At 41.8% G+C, this 249-nt stretch carries 1 protein-coding gene; it reads right to left on the minus strand.

From position 1 onward, the window contains the following. Positions 1–222 (minus strand): ketopantoate reductase family protein (locus SB773_RS33630; protein ID WP_410594802.1); only part of this gene is annotated, 222 nt, incomplete at its 3' end. Positions 223–249 lie beyond the last annotated feature (27 nt).

Raw genomic sequence — 249 nt, forward strand, 5'->3', positions numbered from 1 at the left:
GAGAACCACAAGGTCAACCTTGTCTATATCAATTACATTTTCTGTGATATGCAGGTCGTTAAATTGATAGTTTCCATGTGGGCTTGATATGCTTATGCCGTTTTCTTTCAATTGTTCGGCACGTTTTTTTCGGACAAGGTATTGAACATGCTGACCAGCCTGCTGCAATCTGCCTCCAAAGTAAGAACCGAGTGCTCCGGCCCCTATAATGACAATATTCAAAGTGCACACCTCTCTTTTGGTTAAGAT

This window comes from Bacillus sp. SIMBA_074 (genome assembly GCF_046534555.1).
Lineage (GTDB): Bacteria > Bacillota > Bacilli > Bacillales > Bacillaceae_G > Bacillus_A > Bacillus_A mycoides.